15 protein-coding genes are annotated in these 15,795 nt (G+C 64.3%); 9 read left to right on the top strand and 6 right to left on the bottom strand.

Translation table 11 applies throughout. The annotated features are described in order from the left end of the window. The first annotated feature begins 3 nt into the window (after positions 1–3). Positions 4–879: an acyl-CoA thioesterase II gene (gene tesB, locus RBJ75_RS20050; protein WP_044406096.1), complete on the top strand. Its 876-nt coding sequence runs from the start codon at positions 4–6 to the stop codon at positions 877–879. Positions 880–1,008: 129 nt separating this feature from the next. Here tesB and RBJ75_RS20055 read toward each other — a convergent pair whose 3' ends face one another. From RBJ75_RS20055 to RBJ75_RS20065, 3 genes are all read right to left on the bottom strand, one after another. Further along, positions 1,009–2,295, bottom strand: a complete 1,287-nt coding sequence (locus RBJ75_RS20055; protein ID WP_044406067.1) for an arsenic transporter — start codon at positions 2,293–2,295, stop codon at positions 1,009–1,011. Next, entirely contained in the window at positions 2,264–3,469 is a 1,206-nt protein-coding gene (locus RBJ75_RS20060) for an MFS transporter (RefSeq protein WP_052628819.1), read from the bottom strand. Before RBJ75_RS20060 ends, RBJ75_RS20055 begins: the two co-directional genes overlap by 32 nt. 414 nt (positions 3,470–3,883) lie before the next feature. Next, complete coding sequence (locus RBJ75_RS20065; RefSeq protein ID WP_160297906.1) at positions 3,884–4,309, bottom strand: hypothetical protein; 426 nt, start codon at positions 4,307–4,309, stop codon at positions 3,884–3,886. 66 nt (positions 4,310–4,375) lie between these two features. Between RBJ75_RS20065 and RBJ75_RS20070 the strand changes: the two genes are divergently transcribed. From RBJ75_RS20070 to RBJ75_RS20085, 4 genes are all read left to right on the top strand, one after another. Further along, positions 4,376–4,714 carry a P-II family nitrogen regulator gene (locus RBJ75_RS20070; protein ID WP_044406072.1) on the top strand — a complete coding sequence of 113 codons (339 nt, stop codon included), beginning with the start codon at positions 4,376–4,378 and terminating at the stop codon, positions 4,712–4,714. Positions 4,715–4,787: 73 nt separating this feature from the next. Then, a complete protein-coding gene (locus RBJ75_RS20075; RefSeq protein WP_044406075.1) occupies positions 4,788–6,101 on the top strand; it encodes an ammonium transporter in 1,314 nt (437 codons plus the stop codon). Between the two features lie 312 nt (positions 6,102–6,413). Then, entirely contained in the window at positions 6,414–6,752 is a 339-nt protein-coding gene (locus RBJ75_RS20080) for a P-II family nitrogen regulator (RefSeq protein ID WP_044406078.1), read from the top strand. Between the two features lie 37 nt (positions 6,753–6,789). Beyond that, entirely contained in the window at positions 6,790–8,232 is a 1,443-nt protein-coding gene (locus RBJ75_RS20085) for an ammonium transporter (protein WP_044406081.1), read from the top strand. A 120-nt stretch (positions 8,233–8,352) separates the two neighbouring features. Here the strand turns inward: RBJ75_RS20085 and RBJ75_RS20090 are convergent, their stop codons facing one another. After that, the gene (locus RBJ75_RS20090) at positions 8,353–8,763 is read right to left on the bottom strand and encodes a type II toxin-antitoxin system VapC family toxin (protein WP_044406084.1); all 411 of its coding nucleotides are present in this window, start codon (positions 8,761–8,763) and stop codon (positions 8,353–8,355) included. 4 nt (positions 8,764–8,767) lie between these two features. Next, positions 8,768–8,998: an AbrB/MazE/SpoVT family DNA-binding domain-containing protein gene (locus RBJ75_RS20095; protein WP_044406087.1), complete on the bottom strand. Its 231-nt coding sequence runs from the start codon at positions 8,996–8,998 to the stop codon at positions 8,768–8,770. Positions 8,999–9,164: 166 nt separating this feature from the next. Here RBJ75_RS20095 and RBJ75_RS20100 point away from each other — a divergent pair, with 166 nt between their 5' ends. The 4 genes from RBJ75_RS20100 (at position 9,165) to RBJ75_RS20115 (ending at position 15,176) form a co-directional block, all read left to right on the top strand. Then, positions 9,165–10,391, top strand: coding sequence for an aminotransferase class I/II-fold pyridoxal phosphate-dependent enzyme (locus RBJ75_RS20100; protein ID WP_044406090.1), 1,227 nt, complete (start codon positions 9,165–9,167; stop codon positions 10,389–10,391). Positions 10,392–10,403: 12 nt separating this feature from the next. Continuing rightward, complete coding sequence (locus RBJ75_RS20105) at positions 10,404–12,872, top strand: DNA translocase FtsK (RefSeq protein WP_044406093.1); 2,469 nt, start codon at positions 10,404–10,406, stop codon at positions 12,870–12,872. Between the two features lie 15 nt (positions 12,873–12,887). Next, on the top strand, positions 12,888–13,847 hold the full coding sequence (locus RBJ75_RS20110; protein ID WP_044406101.1) for an outer membrane lipoprotein carrier protein LolA: 960 nt from the start codon (positions 12,888–12,890) through the stop codon (positions 13,845–13,847). 522 nt (positions 13,848–14,369) lie between these two features. Continuing rightward, on the top strand, positions 14,370–15,176 hold the full coding sequence (locus tag RBJ75_RS20115; RefSeq protein ID WP_044418835.1) for an exodeoxyribonuclease III: 807 nt from the start codon (positions 14,370–14,372) through the stop codon (positions 15,174–15,176). Between the two features lie 142 nt (positions 15,177–15,318). On the opposite strand, the gene RBJ75_RS20120 is transcribed toward RBJ75_RS20115, so the two are convergent. Beyond that, complete coding sequence (locus tag RBJ75_RS20120) at positions 15,319–15,768, bottom strand: cyclic nucleotide-binding domain-containing protein (protein ID WP_044414717.1); 450 nt, start codon at positions 15,766–15,768, stop codon at positions 15,319–15,321. Positions 15,769–15,795 lie beyond the last annotated feature (27 nt).

The following is a 15,795-nucleotide window of genomic DNA, read 5'->3' on the forward strand; positions in this document are numbered from 1 at the left end:
CCGATGTCCAAGAGCCTGATCGATCTGATCGCGATCCTCGATCTTGAGCCGATCGAGGTGAACCTGTTTCGCGGCACCAGCCCGAAGACCTCGTGGCAGCGGGTGTTCGGCGGCCAGGTGATCGGGCAGGCGATGGTCGCCGGCTGCCGCACCGTCGAAGGCCGGCTACCGCATTCGATGCATTGCTATTTCATTCTGCCCGGCGATCCGTCGGTGCCGATCATCTATGAGGTGGAACGGCTGCGCGACGGCAAGAGCTACACCACCCGCCGCATCACCGCGATCCAGCACGGCCACGCCATCTTCTCGCTGATGATGTCGTTCCATGTCGACGAGCCGACCTCGTTCGACCATCAAGACCAGATGCCGGACGTGCCGCCGCCGGAGAAGCTGAGCGCCGAGGAAATCTCCAAGCAGCCGTTCTTCAAGGAGATGCCGGATTTCATCAAACGCTATTACGAAAGCGACCGGCCGATCGAGCTGCGCCCGGTCGAGCTGTCGCGCTATTTCGGCAAGAAGATCGACGACGGCAAGATCCATGTCTGGATCCGCACCGCGGCGAAACTGCCCGACGATCCCGCGCTGCATATGTGCGCGCTGGCCTATGCGTCGGATTTCTCGCTGCTCGACGCGGTGATGGCACGCTACGGCCGCACCTTGTTCGACAAGCGGATGATGCCGGCCAGCCTCGACCACGCGATGTGGTTTCACCGCCCGTTCCGCGCCGATGAATGGCTGCTCTACGCCCAGGATTCGCCGAGCGCGCAATCCGGCCGCGGCCTGACGAGGGGCCTGATCTTCAAGGCCGACGGCACTTTGGTGGCGTCGGTGGCGCAGGAGGGCTCGGTGCGCGAGCGCCGCGAGAACCCGGCGGAGTGAGGCCGCCAGCCGGTCCGTGTCAAACCAATCACCGAGCGAATCGCCTAACCTATTGATTCCGCAAGAAGCGCGGATTGGCGATGGCTCCGTGATTTCCTCCACGCCTGATTCGATCGTCAGTTTTGAGCCTCACCAGATCAGTGTCGCGAGCGCCAGGATCAGCGCGGGGGGCATGACGATGGCGCCGACTTTCAGGAACTGAAGTGCGGAGACGAGTTCCCCCTCGCGCCGCAAAGCGATTAGCCAGAGAATGGTGGCGAGCGATCCGGTGACCGACAGATTGGGACCAAGATCGACGCCGATCAGGATGGCTGCGGTGACGGTTTCCGGAAGCTGCACGCCATGATTGACGGTGGCGGCGATCAAACCGATTGGCAGATTATTGGCCAGGTTGGAGGCGACGGCGAACGATAGTCCGGACATCCATGCGGCGCCGCCCGGTGACGATTGGGCGAGCCGTTCGAGCGCCGAGGCCAGAGCCGGCAGAAGCCCCGTCTTGTTCAAAGCCTCGACCAGAACGAACAGCCCCGCAACGAGCGGCAGCACCGACCACGATACGCCGCGGATCACCGGCAAAGGCGACGTGCGCGTGGCTGCCAGGACAACACCAGCAGTTGCGACGCCTGCGACAAAGGTCGGCAGACCGAGATCCCGTCCGAAGGACGACGCCACGATCAACCCGGTGGCAGCCAGGCAAATGCCGGACGCTGCGAGCTTGCCTCCAAGCGACAGCGGCAGGCTCTCCTCCGGCGAGGCAACGACCACGTTCAGCGCCGATCTTTGGGTGAAACGAAGGGCGACATAGGTCGCGACGATCGCAGCCAGCGAGGGCAGGGCGAACAAGCGTAGCCAGGCCATCAGCGGCGGCAGCTTATCGCCGTAGACGACGATATTGGCAGGGTTCGATATCGGCAGCACGAAGCTCGCCGCATTGGCGATGAATGCGCAGATATAAAGGTAGGGAAGCGGCTCGACCTTGGCGGCGCGCGTCGCCGCATAGACCGCAGGCGTCAGAACGACGGCGGTGGCATCATTCGACAGGAACACCGTCACGACGGTGCCGACGATATAGACGATGAAGAACAGTCGTCGTGCCGAATTTCGCGCGTATCCGACGGCATGAGCTGCCAGCCAATCAAACAGACCTTCCTGCCTCGCGATCTCGGCGAGAAGCATCATGCCGATCAGGAAGAGGTAGACATCGATGCCCTTGGCGACGGCGGCCAACGCGTCGTGCCAGGATAGCAACTGCAGAATGACCAGAAGCGCGGCGCTGACGACCGCCCAGATATATTCCGGCCAACCGAAGGGGCGCAGGATCACGCCAGCCGTGCCCATGGCTACGAGGCCCCAGGCCGCAATTTGGGCAAGGCTTGCGGTCACGTTACACGGCGCTCCGGATGGGGATCCCGGCATCGCCGGACGGGTCGTCAGGCGTCTGTATGCAGGCAGGCTTGAGCAGAGGTGCGAACAGGACCCAGAGTGCGATCGACCCCAGGGCGAAGCCGCCGAGAATCAGGAACATCGAATTATATCCGATCTCTTGCGCGATCCAGCCGCCGATGGCGGGGCTCAACGAGGCGCCGAGGCCTTGAACCGTCATCACCGCACCCTGGCCGATATTGACCCGACCAGTGCCATTGAGAATGCGAGCGACCAAGCCAGGCACGGCGACGCTCTGCAGGCCTGCGCCAATTCCGTCAAGTATCTGGACCGGGTAGACGCCCCATTTGTTCATCGAATAGGCCGCGACCACGCCTCTGATGGGGAGCGCCATGAAGGAAATCAGGATCACCAGCCAGTAGCCCTCCTTTTCCGCAAGACGCATGGCGATCAAGGAGACCAGGATCATGACCGTCTGGGCAACCACGATCGTGATCGCGACGAAGCTTGTGGCGTCCGCACCGTCTTTGGCAACGACCGCCAGCCCATAGAGCGGCAGCATCGCGCCGTTGCCGAGATGGAAAAACGCCAGTGCCGCCGCGAGGATCAGCAAGGGCTTGCATTCGAGCAGGACGGCAAAGCCACCGACCGTGGTGCTGCCATCGCCGCCCACCTTGGCGCCGCGCGCGGCGGCGTTGTCGATCGCATCGCCCGGGATCATCAGCACCGAGGCGATCGACAGCACGCCGAAAAATGCCGCCAACCAGAACACCGCGTGGAAGCCGAACTGCCAACCCAGAAATCCCGAGAGTGCTGCGCCCACGACATTGCCGGCATGGTTCATCGCCTGATTGTGGCCGTTCTGCCGGTTGAAGCCGGCCTGCTTGACCATGCCGAGCGTGATTCCCGACACAGCCGGGCCGATCGCGGCCCCGGCAATCGCTGTCGCGACCTGTGAGGCGGACACCAGCCAGAATTCCTGAGAGAGAAGGACCAGTCCGGACGCGATGACCGTGCAGATGCCGGGGATGATGACGTAGAGCTTCTTGCGGTTGGTGGCATCGACCAGCGCTCCGGCAGGCGTCGTCATCAACATGCCGGCGACGCCGCCGACCGTCAGCACGGTGCCGATCATGCCGCTCTGCCAGCCATGGGCCAGAAGGAAGACGCCGAGAAATGGGCCGATGCCGGCTTGCATGTCGGCCATGAAGAAGTTGAGCGACAGAAGCGGAAAAATCCCGCGCGCTGAGGTGTGGGATGTCTGCTGCACAATCGACCTCAGAATTTGGGGATCGGGGCGATGCCGGCGACCATCAGACCGCTCGGGCTCCAGCAACGATGACGATCGGAGAGAGCCCGGCGGCACTGATGGTCTGCATCGCATGACTTTCGGAAGGATGATGATCAAGAGCAATTCCGGTTCTGATCAATCAGAACCGGAGCTCTGGATTGTTGTTTCGCCGCGTTTTCTTGACGCGAACCGGTGCCCACTTCACGCGAACCAGTGCCCACCGCTCGAGAACGCTTTGATCAGCCGGCGGCTGCCTTAACGCCCGCGCGTGACGGCGGTTCCTGTTCGCAGATAAACTAGCGGCCGACGCAGAGGGTCGGCCGCTTTCCGTTAGTTGGAAATGGCGTCGCGCCACTTATGATCGACCGCATCCACATCCTTCATCTTCCGGATGTCGGCGCCGAGTTCGAGATGCAGTTCGGTCAGTTCGTTGCGCCGACCAAGCACCTCGAAATGTTTCGGCTTGCAAACGGACTGCAGCCCGGACGACGCCTCGATGAAACAATGCCCGGTTTCGGGTTTGGTCTTTCGATAGCCGTTGAACTTGCAGAGCTTTAAGGTGGCGGCATCGTGCCGGACTGCGGTCAAGCCGATGGGGTTGGTGCCGTCATCACACTGCCGGCAAGCTAATTTCTGATACAGCGCGATAGTGGCGCGAGCGGCTGCGCCACCTGCGCCAAATCCCGTGGCACGACCGCAGTTCGCGGTCAGGTCCGCCAGCCTATTTTTTGCGCGCTTTGCCGCTAAACCCGGCATATAGAGGGGTGAATCGCCGGACTCCGGTCCGGCGCGCCTTGTTCTCGCGATCAGAAGGTTGGCCTCATGAAGCTCGTCATCGCCATCATCAAGCCGTTCAAGCTCGACGAGGTGCGCACCGCGCTCACCGACATCGGCGTGCACGGCATGACCGTCACCGAGGTCAAGGGCTATGGCCGCCAGAAGGGCCACACCGAGATCTATCGCGGTGCCGAATATATCGTGAATTTCCTGCCCAAACTGCGGATCGAGATCGCGGTGGCCTCCGGCCTGGTCGACAAGGCGGTCGAGGTCATCACCAAGAGCGCCCGCACCGGCCAGATCGGCGACGGCAAGATCTTCGTCACCCCGATCATGCACGCGCTGCGGATCCGCACCGGCGAGACCGACGCCGAGGCGCTGTGAGCGCCGACGCCAAACCATTGCAATGGGGCGACGGCGCCGGGTAGCGCTGCGCCATCCGATATCCGGGGGCATCATGACGGGTCGATATTGTGCAGCCAGCACCGCGCTGGCCGCTGTTGTTGCGCTGGTCGCCGGGCTGCTGGCGACGCCGGCGCAGGCCCAGGCCCTGAGCGGCACCATCAGCGCCGCCGACACCGCCTGGATGATGGTCGCCAGCGCCTTCGTGCTGATGATGACCATTCCCGGGCTGGCGCTGTTTTATTCCGGGATGGTGCGCAAGAAGAACGTGCTCGCCACCATGGCGCAGAGCCTGGCCGCGGTGGCGATCATCTCCGTCCTGTGGGTGGCGTTCGGCTATTCGCTGGCCTTTGTCGGCGACGGCGCCTGGATCGGATCGCTGGACCGCGTGTTCCTCGCCGGCATGACCATGGACGGGGTCAATCCGCTGGCCAGGACCATCCCGGAAGCGCTGTTCATGCTGTACGAGATGACCTTCGCGGTCATCACCGTGGCGCTGGTCGCCGGTTCGGTCGCCGACCGGATGCGGTTTTCGGCCTATCTGCTGTTTTCGATTCTCTGGTTCGTGGTGGTCTATGTGCCGCTGGCGCATTGGGTCTGGGGCGGCGGCTTCCTGGCGCGCGCCGGCGTGCTGGATTTCGCCGGCGGCTTGGTGGTGCATCTGTCCGCCGGCACCGGCGGGCTGGTCGGCGCCATGGTGCTCGGCCGCCGCCATGGTTACGGCGCCGACAACCTGTCGCCGTTCGACCTGTCGCTGGCGGTGATCGGCACCGGCCTGCTCTGGGTTGGCTGGTTCGGCTTCAATGGCGGCTCGGCGCTGGCCGCCAATTCCCGCGCCGTGATGGCGATTACCTCGACCCATCTGGCGGCCTGCGCGGGCGCGCTGACCTGGGGCGGAATCGAATGGCTGACGCGGCGCAAGCCCTCGGTGCTGGGCATGATTTCCGGTGCGGTCGCCGGGCTCGGCACCATCACGCCGGCCTCCGGCTATGTCGAACCCTGGCATGGGCTGGTGATCGGGGTGATTGCCGGGCTGGTCTGCTACTGGGCCTGCACCTGGCTGAAGCACCGCTTCAACTATGACGATTCGCTCGACGTGTTCGGCGTTCACGGCATCGGCGGGTTGACCGGGACCGTGCTGGCCGGCGTGTTCGCCACCGCGGCGATCGGCGGAACCTCCGGCCTGATCGAGGGCAATCCGTGGCAGCTGGTGATCCAGCTCGGCGGCGTCGCCGTCACCTTGCTGTGGTCGGGAGCCGCCACTTACGGTCTGCTCAAGCTGGTGGGTGTGTTCGTGCCGCTGCGCGTCTCCCGCGCGCATGAGATCGAAGGTCTCGACATTTCCCAGCATGGCGAAGCCCTGCAATAGACCAGCCACCTACTATGGTACCGCCATCCTGCCTGTGGCGTAAGCACGATTATGTCGGGACTCTGTCATGCGCGCTTTTTGCCCATGTCTGATTAAGAAATGGGCGGTGACCTTTTGGGCGACCGGTGCTGCGCTGCGGTCACGCCGAAAAGCATCGCATTTATATACTGTTAGGCAGTTCCTTCGATCTGGCACGGCATTTGATTCTATCTGGATTGGCTGTGCCCGCGTAGTGAACTTCTCCGCGTGGTGAACCTCAGTCGAGATCGTGCCCGGTCCTGTATCGGCCGGGCCCAAGCGGGGATATGACCCATGAAAATTGTTATGGCGATCATCAAGCCATTCAAACTCGAAGAAGTCCGTGACGCCTTGACCGCCATCGGCGTTCACGGTTTGACGGTGACCGAAGTCAAGGGATATGGCCGGCAGAAGGGCCATACGGAAATCTATCGCGGCGCCGAATACGCGGTGAGCTTCCTGCCCAAGATCAAGATCGAAGTCGCAATCGCCTCCGACCAGGTCGACAAGACCATCGAGGCCATCACCACGGCGGCCAAGACCGGCCAGATCGGCGACGGCAAGATCTTCGTCCTCGGCCTCGACCATGCTGTTCGGATCCGCACCGGCGAAGCCGATGCCGCGGCCCTCTGATCTCGCGCTCACCCTTATTCAATCAGGAGTAAACAAGATGACGTTTAAACGTCCCTACGGCGCGGGACTGGCTGCACTCGCAGTCGGCATGTTCGCCGCGACTGCCGCCTCCGCCGCGCCAACGGTCAACAAGGGCGACAACGCCTGGATGATGACCGCCACGGTGCTGGTGTTGTTGATGACGATTCCCGGCCTTGCGCTGTTCTATGGCGGTCTGGTTCGTTCCAAGAACATGCTCTCGGTGCTGGCGCAGGTGTTCTACACGGTCTGCGTCGCCATCATCATCTGGGCCTTGTACGGCTACAGCCTCGCCTTCACCGGCGGTTCGGAATTCATCGGCGGCTTCTCCAAGGCCTTCCTGTCCGGCATCACCACCGATTCGATGGGCGGCAGCTTCACGGTCGGCGCCAATATCACCGAGCTGATCTTCGTCTGCTTCCAGATGACGTTCTGCGCCATCACCCCCGCGCTGATCGTCGGAGCCTTCGCTGAACGCACCCGCTTTGCGGCCGTCGCGCTGTTCATCCCGCTGTGGATCACCCTGATCTACCTGCCGATGGCGCATATGGTCTGGTACTGGGCTGGCCCGGATGCGATCGACGCCGCCGCCAAGGCGCTTGCCGCGGCCACCGACGACGCCACCAAGGCGACCGCGCAGACCGCGCTCGACGCCGTCAACGCCGATGCCGGCTTCCTGTTCAAGAAGGGCGCGCTCGACTTCGCAGGCGGCACCGTGGTGCACATCAATGCCGGCGTCGCCGGCCTGGTCGGCGCCCTGCTGATCGGCAAGCGCACCGGCTATGGCAAGGAGCTGATGGCTCCGCACTCGCTGACCATGACGATGATCGGCGCCTCGCTGCTGTGGGTCGGCTGGTTCGGCTTCAACGCCGGCTCCAATCTGGAAGCCTCCGGCGGCGCCGCCCTCGCCATGACCAACTCCTTCCTGGCCACCGCCGCGGCGGCCCTGGCCTGGATGTTCGCGGAGTGGATGATCAAGGGCCATCCCTCACTGCTCGGCGCGCTGTCGGGCGCGGTGGCGGGCCTGGTCGCGGTGACCCCGGCTTGCGGCTTCTCCGGTCCGATGGGGGCTATCGTGCTCGGCATCGTGGCCGGCGGGGTCTGCCTGTTCTTCTGCACCGTGATCAAGAACGCGCTGGGCTATGACGACTCGCTCGACGTGTTCGGCGTTCACGGCATCGGCGGCATCATCGGCGCGCTGGGCACCGGCATCCTGGTGAACCCGGCGCTCGGCGGCACCGGCGTCTACGATTACGCGGCCGGCAAGGTCGGCGACTACGACTTCGCCGCCCAGATGATCTCGCAGTGCTGGGGCGTCGGCACCACGCTGCTGCTGTCCGGCATCGGCTCGGCGATCCTCTACAAGGTCGTCGATCTCATCGTCGGCCTGCGCGCCACCGTCGAGGTGGAACGCGAGGGTCTCGACCTCGTCGAGCACACCGAGCGCGCTTACAACATGTAAGTTCTCCCGGGGCGCGATCCGCAAGGCTCGCGCCCAGAACTACGGTTCGGGCAATACCCGGCAATGCCCGCTCCGTCGAGGGGCTCCAGCGCAAGCTGGGGCCCCTTTCTTTTGGGGGACTCAGGACTCCGCGGCCGGTGCTATCAACTGCACTTTTGGAAAATAGGTGCGGTAGCGCTGTGGGTCACGCGTCAGCAGCGGCAAGCCCTCCACCTCGGCATGAGCACCAATAAACAAGTCAGGCAATACACCGGTGCGCGTGCCTCCGGCGTTGCGATATCGCGCGAAGGCTTTGCCCGCGAGAAAAAGCGCTTGCCTCGGAATCGGCGAGATCGTCAGGCGGGCCTTTTCCAGCACCACATCGAACTCATCAATGCTGCGAAAGCGAATTGACGTCTCGGCGTAGACCACGTCATTGATGATAAGAGGCCCACCGCGAGCAGCCTCTTCCATCCGCTCCAGCGACCAATGCCACCATTGCGGATTCTGGCTGAAGATATCGATCAGGATGTTTGAATCGACCAGCGTCACGGGATCACTCCCCGCGAGTCATCGCCATGATCTCCTCGGTGGAGAGTCCGGGTCCGGCAATCCCGACCAGATCCCTGAGTTCGATCGGCTCCCCCGGCTGCTTGAATTTTTCCAGTACGATGCTGCCGTCGGCAGCGCGGCGGAAATCGACCTCGCTGCCGGGGCCGATCCCCAGATGGTCGAGCACGGTTTTCGGGATCGTCACCTGACCATCGTCGGTCACCTTGGTTGGCATTGCCGCCTCCGGAACAACCCGCTTCAATATAGCATAATCTAGGCAGACCCCCGCCAGCGGTCGATGGTTAATCGCGTCTTAACCTCGCCGTATCTATGGTGGCTGATCCGATATCGCTCGATCTCGTCAGCTCGCGATCGGGCGCCCTGAAAGCTGGCGCTCTCCCATGGCTATGATGGCCCCCTCCGTCTCGGCGTCCGATGCCGGCAGTTCCCATGCTGCCGGCCAGAGCGAACGCTCGCCCTTCGCCCGGCTGACCGAATTGCTGGCGCCGTATCAACCCGGCCAATCCCTGATCAATCTGTCGGTCGGCGAGCCGCAGCATCCGGTGCCGGATTTCGTCGGCCCGGTGCTTTCGCAACACATCGCCGAATTCGGCCGCTATCCCGCCGCCAAGGGGATCGAGCCGTTCCGCCGCGCGGTCGCGGCCTGGCTGTCGCGGCGCTTCGATCTGCCGCGCGCGCTCGATCCGGAGAGCGAAATCCTGGTGCTCAATGGCAGCCGCGAGGGCCTGTTCCTGGCCGCGCTCGCCGCCGCCCGTTTCGTGTCGCCTCGCCCCGGCAAGCCGGCGATTCTGCTGCCCAATCCGTTCTATCCCGCCTATGGGGCCGGCGCCCGCGCCGCCGGCTGCGAGCCGATCTTCCTGCCGACCACGCTGGCCAACGGCTTCTTGCCGGACCTCGACGCACTTGATGAAGCCACTTTGGCGCGGACGGTGGCGATCTATCTGGCTTCGCCGGCCAATCCGCAGGGCGCGGTGGCGTCTCGCGGCTATTTTCAGCGGTTGAAGGCGCTGGCCGACCGCCACGGCTTCATGATCCTGAGCGACGAATGTTATTCGGAGATCTACACCCAGATCGCGCCCGGCAGCGCGCTGGAAGTCGCCGGGCCCGACTTCGCCAATGTGGTGGCGTTCCAGTCGCTGTCGAAGCGCTCCAATCTGGCCGGAATGCGGGTCGGCTTCGTCGCCGGCGATGCGGCCTTTCTCAAGGCGTTTCACGAGCTGCGCAATGTCGCGGCACCGCAGGTGCCGGTGCCGCTGCAGCATGTCGCAGTCGCGGCCTTCAGCGACGAGCGCCATGTCGAGGAGAACCGCAGGCTTTATCGCCTGAAGTTCGATCTCGCCGACCAGATCATCGGCGCGCGCTACGGCTACAAGCGGCCCGCCGGCGGGTTCTGCCTGTGGCTCGACGTCTCCGACCATGGCGGCGACGAGGCCGCGACGGTGAAACTGTTCCGGGACGGCGGTGTCCGCGTCATTCCCGGCAGCTATCTGGCGCGCCAGCAACCCGACGGCGGCAATCCCGGCACCGGCTACATCCGCGTAGCGATGGTGCAGGACAGCGAAACCACGGCCGAGGCGTTGCACCGGCTGGTCAAGATTCTCGGTTAGGGCTGGAGCAGCATGCCGGCGATCGAACGTGTCATCCCTCTGGTCGGCCATCTGCCCGCGACGATCCGCGATGCGCTGGTGCGGCGGCTGCATGAGCTGGCCGGACTCGGGCTGATCGCATTGAGCGGCGTCGCCGCCGCAGCGCTGATGACCTGGTCGGTGCAGGACCCCAGCCTCAGCCACGCCACCTCGCGGGCGATCCGCAACATTGTCGGCTATCCGGGGGCGATCGGCGCCGATCTGGCGATGCAGATCCTCGGCCTCGGCGCGATCGGGCTGTTGCTGCCGGTCGCGGTCTGGGGCTGGCGGATGATCAATCACCGGCCGTTCGACCGCAAGGCGCTGCGGTTCGGCTGCTGGATTCTGTGCATCATCACGGCGGCGGGATTCGCCAGCTGCTTTCCGCATGACGGCTCCTGGCCGCTGCCGACCGGCGTCGGCGGCGTGGTCGGCGATGCGCTGGTGCGGGCGCCCGCTGTGGTGTTCGGCCCCGGACTGATCTACCGCATCGTGCTCGGCCTCATCCTCGGCGCCGCCATGCTGACGACCTTCCTGATCGCCTGCGGCTTCGGCGCCCAGGAAGCCGAGGAAACCGATCTGTTGGTCGACGACGACCAGCCGCTGGAGGAAGATCGCGAGGAGGGATCGGTCTCGCTGGGCTGGCTGGTGCATGCGCTGTTGAGCACCAAGGCACAGCTGTGGCGGCTGACCAAGCTCGGCTACCGCCGGCTAGTGGCCAGCGCGCCGGCCAGCACCGCCATGCCGTTCGAGCGCCAAGAGCCGCGGCTCGGCGGCCGGCCAAGCCCGTCGATCGCGCCCAATGGCGGTCATGACGAGGACCCCGAGATCGACGACATCGAGGACGACGAAGAAGACGAGGACGTTGAGGTCGAGGACACCGCCCCGGTGGTCCGCGCCTCACGCAAAAAGGCCGCGCCGCGCGCGCCGCAACGCAAACCCTCCGACAAATTCGAACTGCCGCCGGTGTCGGTGCTGACCGCGCCGAAATCCTCCGACCGCCAGCCGCTGAGCAAGGTCGAACTCGAAACCAATTCGCGGGCGCTGGAAGGCGTGCTCGGCGATTTCGGTGTCCGCGGCGAAATCGTCAAGGCGCATCCGGGCCCGGTGGTGACGCTGTACGAGCTCGAGCCCGCGCCCGGTATCAAATCGTCGCGGGTGATCGGCCTGGCCGACGACATCGCGCGCTCGATGAGCGCGCTGTCGGCCCGCGTCGCGGTGGTGCCCGGCCGCAACGCCATCGGCATCGAACTGCCGAACCCGCATCGCGAAAAGGTGTTGCTGCGCGAATTGCTGGTGGCCAAGGACGGCAATGAATCGGTGGCCAAGCTGCCGCTCTGCCTCGGCAAGAATATCGGCGGCGATTCGGTGATCGTCGATCTCGCCCGGATGCCGCATCTGTTGATCGCCGGCACCACCGGCTCGGGCAAATCGGTCGCCATCAACACCATGATTCTCAGCCTGCTGTACCGGCTGCGGCCGGATCAGTGCCGGCTGATCATGGTCGATCCGAAAATGCTCGAACTCTCCGTCTATGACGGCATCCCGCATCTGCTGACGCCGGTCGTCACAGACCCGAAAAAGGCGGTGGTCGCCCTGAAATGGGCGGTGCGCGAGATGGAAGAGCGCTACAAGAAGATGTCGAAGCTCGGGGTGCGCAATCTCGACGGCTATAATTCCCGCCTGCTCGAAGCCAAGGCGCGCGGCGAGGAATTGACCCGCACGGTGCATACCGGCTTCGACAAGGAGACCGGCAAGGCGATCTACGAAGCCGAGAAGCTCGACCTCGAACCGCTGCCCTATATCGTCATCATCGTCGACGAAATGGCCGACCTGATGATGGTGGCCGGCAAGGACATCGAAGGCGCGGTGCAGCGCCTGGCGCAGATGGCGCGCGCCGCCGGCCTGCATGTGATCCTGGCGACGCAACGGCCCTCGGTCGATGTCATCACCGGCACCATCAAGGCGAATTTCCCGACCCGCATTTCCTTCCAGGTGACTTCAAAGATCGACAGCCGCACCATTCTGGGCGAGATGGGCGCCGAACAGCTGCTCGGCCAGGGCGACATGCTCTATATGGCGGGCGGCGGCCGGATCAGCCGCGTCCACGGCCCGTTCGTCTCCGACGAGGAGGTCGAGAAGGTGGTGAAGCACCTCAAGACCCAGGGCCAGCCGGAATATCTCGAGGCGGTCACCGCCGAAGAACCGGCCGAAGGCGAGGATGGCGCAGTGTTCGACGCCACCGGCATAGGCGGCGAGGGCGGCGACCTGTTCTCGCAGGCGGTCGCGATCGTCAAACGGGACCGCAAGGCCTCGACCAGCTATATTCAGCGCCGGCTGCAGATCGGCTATAACCGCGCCGCGTCGCTGATGGAGCGGATGGAACTGGAAGGCATTGTCGGCCAGCCCAACCATGCCGGCAAACGCGAAATCCTGGTCGAAGAAGAAGAGAGCGGCTTTTAGGACGTGATCGACGTGATGGACTTTGACGACCTGGAGCCGCGAAATCGCCACAGCGCCGGGTTAGCGCCGACGCGGCGACGCCACGATGCAATCACTCCCGGGCAGGACAACCAATTGAACACAGATGACACCGCTTCGGCGCCGCGTTCCTCGCACCGGGCTGTCCCGCGCGCGACCCTGGCGATGTTTGCCGCGGCATTGATCGCCACCGCGACCATGCCGCCGGCCGCCGCGGAGCAGGTTCCGATGCCGAAGCCGTCGCCCAAGGGCCGCGAGATCCAGCTCAGCGCCTCCGAACCGCGGCCGCAATTGCAGGCCAGAGCGCAGACGCAGCCGCAAGCCAAGCCGCCGGCGCCGACCGCCGCGCCGGAGCCGGTGATTCCCGATCCTCGCCGCAATGTCCCGGCCAGCATTTTCAACAGTTTCAACGATAAGCAGAAGGCCGAGGCCGCCAAGGTCAGCACCTATCTGTCGTCGCTGCAGACCCTGGTCGGACAATTCGTCCAGGTCGGCCCCGACGGCAGCAAGCTGAAGGGGGATTTCTATATCCAGAAGCCCGGCAAGGTCCGGTTCGAATATGACGCGCCGAGCCCGATCTCGATGGTCTCCGACGGCACCTCGCTGGTGGTGCGCGACCGCAAGCTCGGCACCCAGGACGTCTATCCGCTGTCGCAGACCCCGCTGCGCTATCTGCTCAGCGACCGCATCGATCTGTTGCGCGACACCAATGTTGTAAGCGTCACTTCCGACGATCTCTATATCAGCGTCATCATCGAGGAAAAGAACACGCTGGTCGGCACCAGCCGGCTGTTGCTGATGCTCAGCACCAAGGACAATCAGCTCAAGCAATGGACCGTGACCGACCCGCAGGGTTACGATACCACGGTGGCGATCTACAATGTCGACAGCACCCAGAAACTCGATCCGGCGCTGTTCAAGATCGATTTCACCAACTACGCGACCCCGAATAATTAGTTCACGCGACGCCGGCACCTCAGCGCTGTGCATCGTGTCCCGGGCGCGATGCGGCACGCAGTGCCGCTTCGCAGAACCGGGACCCCGGTTCACCCCTCGACAACAACAGCGGGCCCCCTTCTCTGCAGCGCACCACGGGCGGCGCGTTGCGCAGCGTCCGGGGCACGTCACATCTTTCGCATCCCTCATAGTGAGGAGCGCGCCTCTTGGCGCGCACCTCGAACCATGAGCATGTAGATCCATCATTCTCATCCGGCGCGACGCGGCCAGCCGGCCGCCCCTCAGAGTCCAGCTCAAAAAGGGATCAATAGATCAGGCCTGCAATTTCGTCATTGCGAGGAGCTCTTGCGACGAAGCAATCCAGTCTTCGCTTGCGGCCCCTGGATTGCGTCGCCTCCGGACGGCGCTGCGCGCCGGCCTCGGCTCGCAATGACGACATCAACTTTGGCTTTATTGGTTTCTTTCGGCCGGATATCTCAGGATCAAGTCGTCTCCCTGTCCAATCCCCATACGGCATCCCGCATGACCTTCACCTTGACCACATGGAATATCAATTCGGTGCGGCTGCGCATCGAGCTGGTGGCGAATTTCCTCGAGACTCGGCGGCCCGACGTGCTGTGCTTGCAGGAGACCAAATGTCCGGACGACGCCTTTCCGCTGAAGCGTTTGAAGCAGCTGGGTTATGAGCACGTCGCGCTGAACGGCCAGAAGGGCTATCACGGCGTCGCGGTGATCTCGAAGATCCCGTTCCACAGCAGCGATATCCGCGTGTTCTGCGACAATCTCGATTCGCGCCACATCTCGGTGGCGCTCGACATCGCAGGCGCGCCGCTAGTGCTGCATAATTTCTACGTCCCCGCCGGCGGCGACATTCCGGATCCCGCGCTCAACGCGAAATTCCTGCACAAGCTGTCATTCCTCGACGAGATGAAGGCCTGCGCGCCGCTGCATCCCGTCGGCGACGCCCGCCATATCCTGGTCGGCGACCTCAATGTCGCGCCGCATGAAAACGACGTCTGGTCGCACAAGCAATTGTTGAAGGTGGTGTCGCACACGCCGATCGAATGCGAGAAATTGCTGGCAGTGCAGGCTACGGGCAATTGGATCGACGTCGCGCGCGCCAGGATCCCGCTCAGCGAAAAGCTCTACACCTGGTGGAGCTACCGCTCCGCAGACTGGACCGCGGCCGATCGCGGCCGACGGCTCGACCACATCTGGGTATCGCCGGCGCTGGGTAGCTACGTGCGCGATTTCCAGGTCACTCGCGACGCCCGCGGCTGGGAGCGGCCCAGCGACCACGTCCCGGTGACGGTGACGCTGGAGCTGTAACTGGAGCTGGAGCTGCAAGATCCCGCAGCACTCCGCGGCAAATACAAGCCCGGTCATTCCGGGGCGCGAACGGCGTCAGCCGTGAGCGAACCCGGAATCTTGCGCCCCGGCGCTGGGGCGGGATCAGCCAAAACGATCGGAGTCAGGAACCCAGCTTGGCGCCGGCCATCACGATGTCGCTAGCAATCTGGCTGGTGCGGGCGGCGAATTCATCGCGCAGCCGCAGCGCCGCATCGGGGTCGCTTTCCAGCACCCGCTGGAACAGGCTGCGCGAGATCCGGATCACCGAGGAATATTCCAGCGCCACCGCGCTCGACGGCCGCGGCATCGCGACGATCAGCGCCAGCTCGCCGATCAGCGTGCCGGGGCCGGCGGTGAGTTCATGCTTGCCGCCGTCGGCGGGCAGAACCCGGAACGAGCCGCGCTGCACCACATAGCCGGCGTCGGCCTGGTCGCCGGCGTTGAACAGAACCTCGTCGCGGCCGAGATCGCGCTGGTCGGAGCCGATCGCCAGCATGCGCAACGACACGCTGCCCAACAGCCGCAGCGTCGGGACGCGCTCGAGCAGGGCAACATCATCTTCGATCGACATGCGGGACCGGCTGGTGAACCACGCGGC

Source organism: Rhodopseudomonas sp. BAL398, from assembly GCF_033001325.1.
GTDB lineage: Bacteria > Pseudomonadota > Alphaproteobacteria > Rhizobiales > Xanthobacteraceae > JARJEH01.